The organism is Paeniroseomonas aquatica (genome assembly GCF_030409335.1).
In the GTDB taxonomy this organism is placed as follows: domain Bacteria; phylum Pseudomonadota; class Alphaproteobacteria; order Acetobacterales; family Acetobacteraceae; genus Belnapia; species Belnapia aquatica.
The window spans coordinates 21196-34004 of sequence record NZ_JAUFPN010000126.1; the positions used below are offsets into that span (position 1 = coordinate 21196).

The window sequence follows — 12809 nt, forward strand, 5'->3', positions numbered from 1 at the left end:
TCGAAAATTTGTATCCTCACCCGAAGATCCTTGCCACCTCGCGACTTTGCAACCCGAATTCAGACCCTACATACTTCGTATTATCACCCACGCAATGGAGGGGGAAGCCGTGTTGGAGGAGATGAGTATAACGGAGTCCTTAAGCGCACCTTTTAGCGTTGTCCGAACGCTTCCGACGATTACCAAGGAGGGGATCGAGCACCTACCATTCCTTTTTATGGACCAGGACGGGGCGGATTCATGTTGGCATCTGGAAGCGTTGGTGTATGCGCGTAGTGCCCGAGCCGGTTACGACTTGCCGACAGTCGAGCACGATCTTGAGGTAGTAGGACGCTTGTTCGATTTCTACCGTGTGTTTTGGACCGGAGCTACGTTGACTGAAGATGATTTTGATTACCTGATTTATGCGTTTCTTGCTTGGCGTCATCGGGGCACAATTCAGAATGGGGCTTCTGTTCTGGGAGGGCTGCGGTGGCAACCGCTCGCTTTTACTTCGCTCCAAAGTGAATTTAGGTCGCTTGTTAGATATTGCCACTTTTCTTCTCGGACCTGGGGGCACGTCTCCATCGGGCGCTTCCGCCAGCAACTTAATCCTGACGGCGTTGCGCTGGCGAGAATGAAGAACTTAGGCAAAGAGCGCGAGCGGGATTTCCTCGTTCATCTCGGCGCATCAAGGGACCGCTGGGCTTCGGCGCTTGAGAAGGCCGTTGTAGAGATGCCTCCCGTCGCTATTCCGGAACGAAATGCGTCCAAAGCCGGCCTGAGCATTATGAATGACGCGCAGGTATGGGCTATTATCAATGCAGAAAAAAATCCAGTCTTCCGGGCACTGTGGTTGGTGGGCGCCTTCGGTGGCATTCGCATCAGCGAGCAACTGAACACCTGGCAAATCGATGTTCTTCCTGGATCTTATCGTAAACTGGCGTTTGACTATGATGAAGGCGCTGAAATTTTATTTCTCCGCGCTGATCCAGTTCATTCACGATACGTTGGTGATCTCGGAAAACAAGGCGATACGCGCAAACAGTATTTGCACAAACAATACAATCTCCTACCGAGGAACGCGCTCGGTCGGCGGGATCCACTGTATGCGGGATGGAAAGGTACCCTGTCGATTAACAGCGATTTCCGTATTTCGGAGGTGTTTTGGATTGACAGGCAGGCCGCCGCCTTATTCGCAGAGTGTGCAAGAGAGATAAGGGAGTTTCACCGACTTCACAAATCGAGTGAACGGCATCCCTATCTCTATGTAAATATGGCAGATCCAACATTAGAATACCGCGGTGCGCCTTTAAAAAAGAGTAATGTCGAGGCTGCATTTGAGCGAGCATGTCGTCGCTGTGGAATAGAGCCCCATCGGTGGGGCGTCAGAATTCACGGGCTTCGACACTACTACAAAAGCTGCGCGGAGTCTCTTGGGATAGCTCCTGATCATATTCAGCTAATGATGGGACATAGCCGGATACAGTCGCAGCAAAACTATGGACGCGGGGCACGAGAGGTCGCCAAGCAGCTATCTGAAGCACGCGAGCAACGTAAAAGCATATCTAAGGATCAAAAGTGACCTACCGGTATGAAGTAACGAGTGCAACCAATACAGTTACGCTAGATACAGATGGTGTAGCCTATTCCAACGCTGCGGGATCGTCGGTGCTAGTTGGAATCCGCACCATCTCGATGTCGGAGCTTCGCTCACTTTGGGCTTCTTTCAAAGATCAGCTTCGGCACGCGTTGAGCGATGCGCTTAGCAAAACGCCGCCTGAATTTGTGAGTTGGCACATTTACGGCGAAAAATTTGATTTAAGTCCAAAGATTATATCTTCGAACAGCTGCGTGGGCTTCAAAAGGAAGGCTGTCGGGTATCCAAAGCTGCATTACATGCGGCAATCAGCTATTGTCCAAGCTTTGCTCGATCTAGGCTTGGTGCCCAAAACCGATGCGCACGGAAAACCAAGAAAGAATATTCCAAGAGGCGCTGGGGGGGCACCCGCTTTTTGCCAGGATTTGCCCTCAGAACTGCAACTCAAAGTTATGCGACAGGCATTCAGCGACCCTTACATGTCGCTTGATGACATCCTGACGCTTCCCAGCCAAAATAGTGTCGTGGATATTGAGGCCATAGAAAAAGCGTTTGCAGAGTGCCGGGATGCTGATGACGTTATGCGGCACTTGGCCGCAATGTTATGGGACTTCGATCGACTGCAGGATACGATGGCTCTAGGCGGTAGGGGTGCCGGTCTCCATTACGCCGCACCTTGGTTCCTTATGTATCTCGCACGAGAGGATTACATTCTCTTTCCTCGTCTTATATATCCAGACTCCTTGTTACCAAGATTTGTGGCGCCCTTGCTTTGGACATTTTTTATGCCGAAGGCAGCAAGAAACTTAGCGCTTCATCTAGTCAAGCACCCTGGTGAAGATCAGTGGACATACACGCGTCCCGTCCTCCGAGAACTTTTTCTTTATACGAATTTTTTTAGACTTGAAACAAGTACCATAGCATTTGCACATTTCGTAAATTTTAAGCGTGAATATACATTATCTGAGACTGGGGCAGAAGTTGTACGCGAGGGTGCTGGGGTACTATCTCATGGCCTAAATCGTCTCTTTGATGCTTACTTAAATTTTCATGGAAAAACCTGGGAGGATGTCGGCTCAGACGCAAGATATTTTGGAGGTGGGTACAGAATTACTTCCGACAATTCAAGAGATGCCTTTTCCTGGGTGGAGCAACCTAAGGGCCATAAGCTTGTGCTTTATCGCAAGCACATCGGAGAGCCTCCAGAGACATTCCCGGGGCATATTCAGGAGTGGGCACGTGATCTGCGAGCTATTTTGCTCTTGTATGGAGTTCAGTCTCCCGCGAATAAGATTGATTCACTAAACTATTGGCTAATTTTCTTGATGAAATTGGGAGATGACGCACCGAGAAACTGGTGCGAAGTTGAACGCGAGCGACACATTAATCATGTTGGTTTAGCTGTCCACCTAACCTTTGTCGACTTCATACGCAGTCTTGATCGGGACACTCGTTTTCGTATTTTGCCGGATATCCAACAAGCTTGGCATTTGGCCGCAGTGCGAGATGGTTTCCTGGGAAAACTTACTAACCCAATCGACCCAAATGTCGACAATCTAGGATTTACTGATCCAAATTCGGGGGAAAATCGTACGCGGCGACAGGCAATGCCCGACGATCTCTACCAGCTCGTTATCAGAGAAAATCGACGGAATAACTATGAGTTTGCCAAGTCGACGGTTTCCAAAGCAGGAGCACGGCCTGCGCGAAATATTCATTGGCGGTCCGTTAATGATCCGAGCACCAAGCAGCGAGTTGAGGTGTTCTGGCCTGGTATACCTATCATGCTCGACATGATTTTAAGCCAAGGCCTGAGGCAGGCCTCTGCGATGTGGGCAGACTCGGGTGAGGGCGACGAGTTTTGGGTGAATACCGAAACCCTAGAATACTATCCAAACCCACTTCCTATGCGCACGTTAGGACGGCAGCTGGGTTTTTTACGTGTCTGCCAACTTGGCCCCAAGAAGGATGACAAGGTTCTTGGGATGTACGTCGCTGTGAATAAGACTGGGCCGTACGAAGTTGCTTGGGTCGATCCTGCGACCGCGACAGCCTATCAGGAAATGCGCGCTTGGCAGGCCCGATATACCCCAAGGCGGACACCGACGAAGGCTAGCCGCGATGATATTCAAAAGCTTTATGCGGGTCAGGGTACGATTCCTGAAGTGTACCCTTTATTTAGGGACCCGGAGTCTCGGTCTGGACACCCACCTTCATCGACGACCCTTTACGCGTATTGGGGCACGCTGCTTGGACACTGCGAAAAAATCTTCGAACAGACGACTGGGCGGTTTGAGTCTTGCTTGGTAAATGGCAAGCCAAGATGGGATTTACATTCGTTACGCGTAACCACGATTTCGATCTTGCTTGAGCACGGTGTCGAACCCTGGATCGTAGCTGAGCTTGCTGGGCACGCCTCTGTCACCATGACATGGCGCTATAAGGCACGAGATGGGCGTAAAACACACGCCGCGCTACAAAAGATCCATGAAGAACGTCGCCTACTGGCGATTCAAAAATTGCAGGAACTTGGTGACCATTTTATTGAAAATGAGGACGACTTAGATGTCCGTTTGAAGGATATTCTGGGGCCGTTTGTTAAATTCAGAGAAGATAACAACGGAGAAACGCTTTTACGTCAGCAGATGACGGAGGGCGGTCGCTATGAGACGTATGCACATGGCCTTTGCCCGGGTGGTGATTGTGCCACTGGCGGCGTGATCTACAAAAATGCATATCAACCAGTTTTTAGGCCGCGTGCTTGTTCACAGTGCCGGCACCGGGTTACAGGTCCACAGTTTTTGGCTGGGCTTGTAAACCGCTTGAACAGCTTCATGATTGAAATTAAGTCGTCTATGGACACAGAGGCTGATTTAAATCGGCAGATCGAGGAGATCGAAGATCAGGGGAAAGGCGGTGGTGGAAAGGTTGTCGCTCTTGGTGCGCTCATTCGACGGGAGCGGGAGTTGCGCGACAATCTCTGGGGTGAATGGTGCGCCGAATTGGCGACCATTCGTCAGTGCGAAAAGGAGCAAGACAGCGCGAGCAAAGGGTCAAATATGCCTTTAATTACACGTCAAAGCGGGGAAGATTTCAAACTGCACCTTGACACTGTGCATCAGATGGCTCTGTTGCACAATGTTCTTACAGATAGCGATATTATTCTCGGGGCCAGCCTCGAAGTTCCAGCCGGCTTACGAGAGCGTCGAGACACATTGTTACTCGAGGTAGCTCGTAATAATGATCTGGCGCCAGTATTCTATAAGCTTGCCCCGAGCCGGCGCAAGAAGGCATTGCAGCATTTTGGTGACCTGCTTCTCGGCCATATCGACGGTGTTTCCGAGCTTCAGCAACTCATTGATGGCGACCTCACGACACGCGAACTTCCTGCGCTCGAGGTTGAACTAGAGGAATTTGTAGCAGCGGTGGAACGCGATTCGGCTCACCAACTCGATCAGATTAAGCCAGTGGCGTTGCGCGGGAGAGCCGACTGATGGTGCAGCGAGCGTCAGAGCACATTTTGGTACGGCTCAGGAGTCAAGCGGAGACCTATGAAAAATCTGAGGTCCGGCTTGGTTCGATTGAGCGCCTAGTTACTGCTTGCGATGCGATAGAAAGTGGCGCGGCCGCCATCCTTTTATGCAAAATAGAAGGGTCCGACCTGGGCCTCGCTCGAACTCCCAAGATAAATCCTTCTAATATAGAAAAATACGTGCGAGCGCGGCAAAAACAGGGCTCTCAAGAGTGGACCGGCCCAACTCGGGTCTTTATAGCCTCAGACAGCGAACTAAAAGCGTACGTCACTGCCCGCGAGGATGAGCGACTTAAGCCAGCAGAGATAAGTAAGCGTCCCTCGCAGCGACAGAAGGATATTGAAGACACGGTGAGCCAGATACAGAGCATTGAAATGCGCCAAATCGTCAGGCACGATTTGGAAGAGGGCCGTCTTACAAGAAGGCGGTTAGATATCCTCACCGCTGGGCTTCGGACCCTGCCGGGCATTGATGTAGATGCATTACTGCGCGGCACACCTGGCGGTTCCCAAAACCGACCGGCGATTGGTGGCGAGGGCGTTTCGGCCTCCCTTACCCTTAGCCCTGAAGAGAAGGGAATTCTAAAGCGACTTTTGGACAGGCTGGCAGATACAGCCGAAATGGCCCGGGCAGGTCTGGAAAGCGACGGGCGTCGTCTTCGGCTGGCAATAGCGCCTCGAACAACCATTATTCGCCCCGATGAAATGAGTCTCCTGCGTCAGTTAGCGCAATTGGAGGACGTAAATGGCAAAGCGTGATGTGGTGGCTGATATTCTTTGCCGCCTGAACGCTTTTATTGAACAGGGTGGCCAAATCCCGGGCACGGTTGATGGCAAGGTAAACGTGCTGGCCCTCTGTCGGGAACTCGGCTTGGCGGAGGCTGACGCCCAGCATTTCCATCGCAAGGACGCTATAAAGTCCGCCGTCAACGTACTCGCCGAGGAGCGAGCGTTGCGGGCCATCGGGGCGCGCGGTCAGCCGATGGAAGTGGCCGAGCAAAAACTGGAGGAGCGTATCAGTCGTGCTCAGAGCGATGCTCGTCAGGATGCCATTGCTGCGACCGAAGCGTCCGCAGCGATTTCTGCGCTGGCTGAGGAACTGCGGGCCGCGCAAGGTGAGGTTTCAGAACTTCGAACTCAGAACCGAGCCCTGACCGAACGCCTCCGTCTCGTAGAAGAGTGCGGTTTGGTATTTGATACCGGGAACTGGTGATGCGACTCGCCGTGATGTCGATTCTCTCCTCCAGGAGCTTCGGATGCCTTTGGGCCGGAGTTGGCGAAGCTGGTGAGCGCATCAGGGTTAAATCAGACGAGCCTGTTTGGCCTGTCGTGGGCGAGGTTTATGACGTCGAAGGCGCCGAGGAAGCTTTCGAAGACAGTTGGGGGCGCAGGCATCGTCAAATCAGCGGTGCACGCCTGACCCGGATCCGTGCCTCTGGGCGGCTTCTAGTGCCTTGGCTTAGGCAACTTCCTGGCGTGGGCGAGACGCGTGCTACTCGCCTTTTGGAGCGTTTCGGGAATGACCTGCTTGACGTGCTGTCTGACCCAGCGCGAGTTGGAGAAGTTGCAGACGCCCTCGATCCGGAACGGCAGGCTCTGGCTGCACGGCTCGCCATCGCTTTGCAAGTCGCCTATGCGAAGCAAGCCTGCGTTGAGCGAGATAAAATGTCCGAAGGACACTTTTATGCCCGTCTGGAAGAGGTGGGCGTAGCAGATCGTACAGCTGCGCGGTCCCTCTGGCGTCTCCTAGGCAACGACGCCTGGGAGCGGCTTTGTCAGCGGCCTTACACAGCTGCCGTTGTAATTCCATGGGAACGAGCCGATCACTTAGGCCAGCGTCTCCTCTCAGCCGCAACGGGTACTTTGGACCTCCGAAGGCACCCTGATCGGCTTGCCGGGGCCTGCGATAGCGTCATTCGAGATTTACTGCGGCAGGGAGACACGGCTGCCGACCCGGATGAATTTAGGAGGCGCCTAAGCAACAAGGCGGTGTCGGCAAAAGAGGCGCTGAAAACCGGCCTTGAGCGTCGCCGAGTGCTGGCATTTCAAGATCTTATTGTTGCCCCGGGGGCGGCATACCTGGAAGGCGAGATTTACCGTCATATCCAACGCTTGCGCGCGGCGTCTGCGCCTTACTCCCTGGCCACAGATGACCGAGCAGAGAAAGCCATAGAAACAGCCGAACGGACCACTGGGCTTGTCCTCACCGGCGAGCAGCGAACGGCCGTCCGGGTACTCCTCCATCAGGGTGTTGGCCTGCTGCAGGGAGGGGCCGGCACGGGTAAGACGACGTCCATGCGCGTGCTCGTGGCTGCCTGCAATATTATGGGGCGCCGTGTTGAACCCGCCGCCCTGAGCGGAAAGGCAGCACTCAAACTAGCGCAGGCGTCCCAGTTCGATGCGCTCACGATTGCCCAAGTCATTGAACGTCTAAAGCTGCGGGACGAACTCGAAGCTGAAGGGCGCCTCAGCTCAAATGACGATTATCTACGGGGCGAGAATGGCTTACCTCTCAAGCGCTTGCCGCGCCTTACCTCCGACACGACCCTGCTCCTCGACGAGGCAAGCATGGTCGATATCGCTAGCCTCCACCGGCTTCTGGGGCGCCTACCGGATGGTGGGGGTCTAATCCTCGTCGGCGACTTTAGTCAGCTCCCACCGGTAGGCATCGGGCAAGTCTATCACGACTTGGTCGAGGCACGGCACGGGGTCGTCGAGCTGACGCAAATCTTGCGGCAGGCCGACGGCAACCCGCTACTCGCCGTGGCGGCGGCGATCCGGCACGGACAGGTTCCGCTGCTTCCGAAATTTACCGGCGCCGCAACCGGCGTGCAGTTTCAGGAATGTACTTTGAAGGGGGTTGCCGATCAGTTGAGGGTGGTTCGGCACCGGTTGGTTCAGGAGACTTTTGAAGATGACCTCCTTGTCCTCTCCGCCCGAAAGACGACAGCAGGAAGTGTCTGCCATGGAGAGATGTCTCGACGACAAACAGAAGGTGCGGAGGGCGTCCGCCTTGGCCCGCTCTGCGTTTGGGTCTCCATCGGAGATCCCGTGATGATGGGGGTCAACCATTACAAGTACGGCTTGGCGAACGGACAACTTGGCCGGGTCACGTCGATCAACCCCGTCCAGATCCAGTGGGACGGCTCCGACCATTCGTTCGAGGTCAATGAGGATTATCGTGGCGATGTGGTCTCTGCTTGGGCAATCACCTGCCACAAGAGCCAAGGTTCGGAAGCTCGCCGGGTGATCATCGCGTTAGACTCAAAGCGGATGCTGACCCGCCAATGGCTTTACACAGCGGTTACACGAGCTCAGGAGCAAGCCGTTCTCGTTGGTCCCGGTGAGCTCTTTAATCTCGCCATTCAGCAGATTGCTATGCGAACCACGCTGTTGTCGCGGCTCTGCCAGCATAAGTAGGGCGGAGCCGCTCTGAATGATGCACGATCGATCAGCAACTTGGGAAAATGTGCACGGCGGAGAGAAAGTCGGCCACTGGAGCGGCGGCGTGATGCTGCTGCGGGCGGTGTAAAACCTGGCCAGTGGCAGGCGGCCTACCCTGAGGGCTTAGGGTAGGGCGCCGGGAGATGTTCGTGATGGAGACCTACGCGGCGGTCCGTCAGTTCGTGTTCCTGGAGGGGGGCAAAGCCAGCGGGAGGCGTTCCGGGTTTTGGGCTGAGCCGGGATACGATAGCCAAGATGTGCCGGTACTCGGCGCCGCCGGGGTATGTGCGGACGCGGCCGGCGGGCAAGCCCAAGCTGGGGGCGCTGCTGCCGGTGATCGCTGCCATCCTGGAGGCACACCGGGCTGGCCCGCCCAAGCAGCAGCATACCGCCAAGCGGATCTTCGAGCGGCTGCGCGACGAGCATGGCTATGGCGGCGGCTACACTGTGGTGAAGGATCACGTGCGGCGGCAGCGGGCGCGTAGCCAGGAGGGTTTCGTGCCGCTGGCGCATCCGCCGGGCCATGCCCAGATAGATTTCGGCGAGGCGGTGGCGGAGATCGGCGGGGTTCGCCAGAAGGTGCACTTCTTCTGCCTGGACCTGCCGCAGTCGGACGCCTGCTTCGTGAAGGCCTATCCGTGGGAGACGACCGAGGCCTTCCTCTCGTCGTGCTGCCGCACAAGGGCGAGGATGTCCACCATCTCGCGGTCGCCTGTTCACCACCGTGGCCCAGCTGGTGCACCAGCTGATGGAAGCGCGTGACGAGAAACGCCTGCTTAGGCTGCAGCGGGAGTTGCAGGCAGCCCCGCTGCTGATCGTCAACGAGCTTGCCTATGTGCCGCTCTCGCCGACCGGGGCGGAGCTGCTGTTCGAGGTATTCAGCCAGCGCTACGAGCATGGCTCCACCATCGTCACCTCGAACCTGCCGTTCGAGGAATGGACCGCGGTGTTCGGCTCGGAACGTCTTACCGGCGCCCTGCTCGACCGGCTCACCCACCACGTCTGTTTCCTGGCCGTGACCGGCGAGAGTGTGACCGTCAGCCTATCACCACGACTTGACCTGATCCCAATAGGGTTCAACGGAGTTGAACCCTTGCCCTTTGGCGAGAATGAAGGCGCAAGCGGAAAAGCGCTTTCGCAAGGGCCCGGCTGTCCGGAGCAACGCGACCGAAGTTAGGTGGAAGGCGCTTCGAAGCGCGCTGGGGGCGACGCCCTAAGGCGTATTAAGCCAACTCGGGTGGGTTCTAGTCACGGCTATGTCAGCCTCCTTTCTAATAACTCAACTTCGTCTGATGTAAGGCCGAACAGCGCGTAGACAGCGGCATCAATTTGCCTAATATGCATCTTGATTTGACGCTCGACCACAACAGACTGCGGCCCTGTTTTGAGTTTGATTATTGAAGTAGCGATTTTTTCCAAGTGGCCAAGATTTGTAGGATTCGGAATGGGAAGCAGTTCAACAAACTCCTTCTTAACTTCAGCCAATGCTTCGCCAGCTTCTGGATTCATGACTCGCAGGCACCAAGTCATCAATTTACAGTTCAAAAGGGCTAAGATACCCATTAGATTTTTTAAGCCGTCGTGAGGAGCCAAAACATGAAGATTATTTAGGCACAAGAATTGCTGATCATCAAGAGCCGCTATTATCTCATCCCCTGTCTGCCTAACTAGAATTTTAGTAATGGCGTCGAAATTCGCAGATGGCCTTGGCTCTGCCAACCAAGGCCCATATCTTAGAAAACGCTGTTCTAGGGGCTTGATTTCAAAACGCCCAATGTCTCTTCCGCGCAGGTACTGCCGGTACTCGTTGGATATTTTTTTAGAGGCGTCGAAGGTGCGGTTCTCAACTATGTCCTTCGTTTGTGCGGGTTTTCCCTTACCGATCTGATAAGGCTTCACTCCAACATTTACTTTAAAAAGCGCATCGACTGTAAACGGTTGCTTAAAAATCTTATTGCGCAGCCGCCGCTCCGCATCAGATAGAAAGACATTTATCGGCTTATCGGCAAGCTTTAACCAATCATCCTGGTTGCCCTCAATTAGCTCTGCATGCTCGAGAAGTTCGCCCACCGGCTCAGACGGAACTATATGAACCTGAGGCTTGAAATTTTTCCTGTATCCATTCTGAAGCACTACAATTTCTGTATCGACAACCACTCTTCTGAAAACAGAATAGCGAAAATGCACTATTTGTTTAACGGCAGTGTGGCCCATTACTAGTCGCCGCAGCTTGTCTTGGCGAATGTTGCTAATCCATGGATTAGGTATGATCATTCCCCATAAGCCATCTTTATGAAGCAATTTCTTTATGCTGAGCTCCATAAAAAGCAAGTAACTGTCGAGTTGGTACGATTGCTCTTTGTAATGCGTCTGAAGAAATTTCTTCTCAAGTGGATAAAGTGTGGCTCCGTATGGAGGATTACCAAGTACGACGTCAAACTTGCCTTTTTTAAAAATTGCGGCGTATTCTTCCTGCCAGTCAAAAGCATTAATTCGATAGACATCTTCTTCTGTTAACAGCGGTAGGTCACCCTGGTCATGAAACTCACTTCCAATCAGACTGTTGCCACATTTTATATTATTTCCTAAATCTGGAAGCGCACGCTCATGAAATAGAGACAGGTTCTTACCAATTGCCTCTCCCGTTTCGCCCTCAAGAACCTTAAGCAAAAGCGATAGCTTAGTTACTTCTACCGCCTGCGCGTCGATATCAACGCCGAATATATTGTTAAGCAAAATTGCCTTGCGAACTTGTGTGGTGAGCCTCAACGCTCCCTTCTCCGTGTGCCTGAGCTCTTTTTTAAATTTGGCTATTCCACCGTTGGCCACAAAATAATTCAAATGCCAATCCAATAGGTGCTGATATGCGACAATAAGAAAAGATCCGGAACCGCATGCCGGATCAAGAATTTTCAGTTTCTCGACCTGTTTAGGAGTTTTTCCTTCGAGAAGGCTATCCACCGTCTCTTTGACGATGTGCTCAACAATATAACTGGGGGTGTAATATACGCCGCCGGCTTTTTTAACTTCCGGCTTTTCCTCGATTATTGCTTTCTTGCCGTCGACTCGAATGACTTTTCCTAAAAATCTTTCATAGATTTGGCCTAAGATGTCGGCAGGAATAACCGAGAATTCGTATGGATTAGGCGGATATAAACTTTCAACGATTTCTCGAAGTGGGGCATCGTCAATTTTAAGTTTGAGAGTTAAAAGGTCGGGATCAGTTGCATTTTTTTCCTTGGGATTAAAATGAAATAGTCCCGAATTGTATTTATCGTCTGCGTCCTTGAATAGATTTGTGAGGCGCTGGTAAATGCCTTTTTGCTTTACCGTTTTTAGAAGACGCTCGTATAGCTCAATGCCGCGGTCCTCGCATATTCGAAGAAATATTACACGATCAATAATTAGTTGGACGGCGAGATTTAAGTCGCGTTGGGTCATTTGATTGCCCTGCAAGATATTGCTTGCAAGAGACTGACGCCATCCTTCTATCTCAGAAAGAAATGCCTCATCTACGGTGGTGGTGCCCTTCTTCTTGGCGTCAGCAAATTTATCGAAAGAACCTTTTAGGATCGCTTCCTTAGAGAAAAGAGCATAAATCTCGTCCCATTTGTCTTCATAATCGGTATATTTATAGTAGTATAGACGCGCTTTTGCGGCGGAGTGATTTTCTTCCGGTTTGTGCGTGCAATCATATACTGCAAATTCCTCAAAATCAGTCAGAATGCTTATCGGCAGCTTTGCACTCCAACCGTACCGCCGCAATTGAAAAGCCGGCTTTGGATCACCGCTGATCGATACCGAGGGCCTTTTCGCCTCGACGAAAAACTTCCGCATCCCTCCCACGCGAAAGGAGTAATCTGGTGCCTTTTTGGCGGTTCCAACTAGTACCATATCCTCATGTATTACATCTCTATAAGCTTCGGCGTAATCATTATTGTTGTGGATGTCCCATCCGAGAGCTTTAAAAAACGGGTCGATAAAATCTATCCGCACCTGCGTCTCATTGTATGAACCCAACAAGTAGGCCGGACTTTGCTCATCGAATCTTTTAACTAGCTTGCGAATGCTATCGGGGATTGTCATATACCCACAGTTCCTTATCAATTTTAACACTAACTTCTTCGTTATTCTATCTTAGGTTCCGGTCCTGAAGGTGTCACCTTATAAAATTCCATACCATGTACCCTAGCTGCTGTGATCTAATCTATGCGGCGTCGCATTCGAAGGCGCTGGCGCATATTCTAACAGGCT

7 protein-coding genes and 1 pseudogene are annotated in these 12809 nt (G+C 52.7%); 7 read left to right on the forward strand and 1 reads right to left on the reverse strand.

The annotated features are described in order from the left end of the window. The first annotated feature begins 334 nt into the window (after positions 1–334). The 7 genes and pseudogenes from QWZ14_RS11395 to QWZ14_RS11425 all read left to right on the forward strand — a co-directional run bounded on the left by QWZ14_RS11395 (position 335) and on the right by QWZ14_RS11425 (position 9732). Positions 335–1564 (forward strand): tyrosine-type recombinase/integrase, encoded by a 1230-nt coding sequence (locus QWZ14_RS11395; protein WP_290316781.1) that lies wholly within the window; start codon positions 335–337, stop codon positions 1562–1564. Continuing rightward, a complete protein-coding gene (locus QWZ14_RS11400; RefSeq protein WP_290316782.1) occupies positions 1561–5073 on the forward strand; it encodes a VPA1269 family protein in 3513 nt (1170 codons plus the stop codon). The genes QWZ14_RS11395 and QWZ14_RS11400 overlap by 4 nt, the downstream gene beginning before the upstream one ends. Then, entirely contained in the window at positions 5073–5870 is a 798-nt protein-coding gene (locus tag QWZ14_RS11405) for a hypothetical protein (RefSeq protein ID WP_290316783.1), read from the forward strand. The genes QWZ14_RS11400 and QWZ14_RS11405 overlap by 1 nt, the downstream gene beginning before the upstream one ends. Next, on the forward strand, positions 5857–6324 hold the full coding sequence (locus QWZ14_RS11410) for a hypothetical protein (RefSeq protein ID WP_290316784.1): 468 nt from the start codon (positions 5857–5859) through the stop codon (positions 6322–6324). Before QWZ14_RS11405 ends, QWZ14_RS11410 begins: the two co-directional genes overlap by 14 nt. After that, positions 6324–8531, forward strand: a complete 2208-nt coding sequence (locus QWZ14_RS11415) for an AAA family ATPase (protein ID WP_290316785.1) — start codon at positions 6324–6326, stop codon at positions 8529–8531. The genes QWZ14_RS11410 and QWZ14_RS11415 overlap by 1 nt, the downstream gene beginning before the upstream one ends. A gap of 167 nt (positions 8532–8698) precedes the next feature. Next, positions 8699–9218: pseudogene (locus QWZ14_RS11420) on the forward strand (IS21 family transposase); the annotation flags it as partial. An 85-nt stretch (positions 9219–9303) separates the two neighbouring features. After that, positions 9304–9732, forward strand: coding sequence for an ATP-binding protein (locus tag QWZ14_RS11425; RefSeq protein WP_290316786.1), 429 nt, complete (start codon positions 9304–9306; stop codon positions 9730–9732). A gap of 77 nt (positions 9733–9809) precedes the next feature. On the opposite strand, the gene QWZ14_RS11430 is transcribed toward QWZ14_RS11425, so the two are convergent. Then, on the reverse strand, positions 9810–12641 hold the full coding sequence (locus QWZ14_RS11430) for an Eco57I restriction-modification methylase domain-containing protein (RefSeq protein ID WP_290316787.1): 2832 nt from the start codon (positions 12639–12641) through the stop codon (positions 9810–9812). Between the last annotated feature and the right edge of the window lie 168 nt (positions 12642–12809).

Bases quoted from the DNA above. Each gene is read 5' to 3' on its own strand.
- QWZ14_RS11425 (WP_290316786.1), top strand. From the start codon at position 9,304: ATGGAAGCGCGTGACGAGAAACGCCTGCTTAGGCTGCAGCGGGAGTTG.
- QWZ14_RS11410 (WP_290316784.1), top strand. From the start codon at position 5,857: ATGGCAAAGCGTGATGTGGTGGCTGATATTCTTTGCCGCCTGAACGCT.
- QWZ14_RS11415 (WP_290316785.1), top strand. From the start codon at position 6,324: ATGCGACTCGCCGTGATGTCGATTCTCTCCTCCAGGAGCTTCGGATGC.
- QWZ14_RS11430 (WP_290316787.1), bottom strand. From the start codon at position 12,641: ATGACAATCCCCGATAGCATTCGCAAGCTAGTTAAAAGATTCGATGAG.
- QWZ14_RS11405 (WP_290316783.1), top strand. From the start codon at position 5,073: ATGGTGCAGCGAGCGTCAGAGCACATTTTGGTACGGCTCAGGAGTCAA.